The following is a 561-nucleotide window of genomic DNA, read 5'->3' on the forward strand; positions in this document are numbered from 1 at the left end:
GTGAAATTCGCTGTAGGTGGCGTGGCACTTGCGCCTTCCGATATCGCAAGTTTGCTTTCTGTTGGCTTAATCGCCTTGATCATTTTAGAAGGAAGAGCAAAGCAACTGTTGCACCCATGTATCGGATTCTTGGTGCTGTTTACTGGATATGTATTTATCAATGGTTTGTTGAACAGAGTGCCTTTGGCTCCACTATTGATCGAAACCGTTCAGTGGCTAGCCATTCTTTGTCTACTGAGCTTACTTTACGCTTACGGTGCATTTGATGATGAGCGAGTGATAGTCTATTTCACCTACCTACTTTTTATCATCTGTGGTCTAGTCGCAGCATGGCACTTCGCCCAAGGCTATCAAAGCGGATTTAAATTACTCGGGGTCAGTAAATACGGATTTGGAGTGTTGTGCTCGCTACTCTATTTGTATCGCGACAAAATTCGCCTGTTCCCTTTTTTGATGCTAGTTGCATTTTCGCTACTCGTGTTATCTCAAGAACGAAAAGCTCTGCTGGGCTTTTGTTTGCTGTTTTTTCTCGATCAGATTTTTATTAAAAACTGGATGCGA

Annotated in this window: 1 pseudogene; it reads left to right on the forward strand. The window is 43.0% G+C overall.

Annotated features, from left to right (window positions below):
- Positions 1–561, forward strand: a pseudogene (locus tag R7Z49_RS26795) (ligase); the annotation flags it as partial.

The organism is Vibrio sp. 1562 (assembly GCF_033340155.1).
GTDB classification, from domain to species: domain Bacteria; phylum Pseudomonadota; class Gammaproteobacteria; order Enterobacterales; family Vibrionaceae; genus Vibrio; species Vibrio alginolyticus.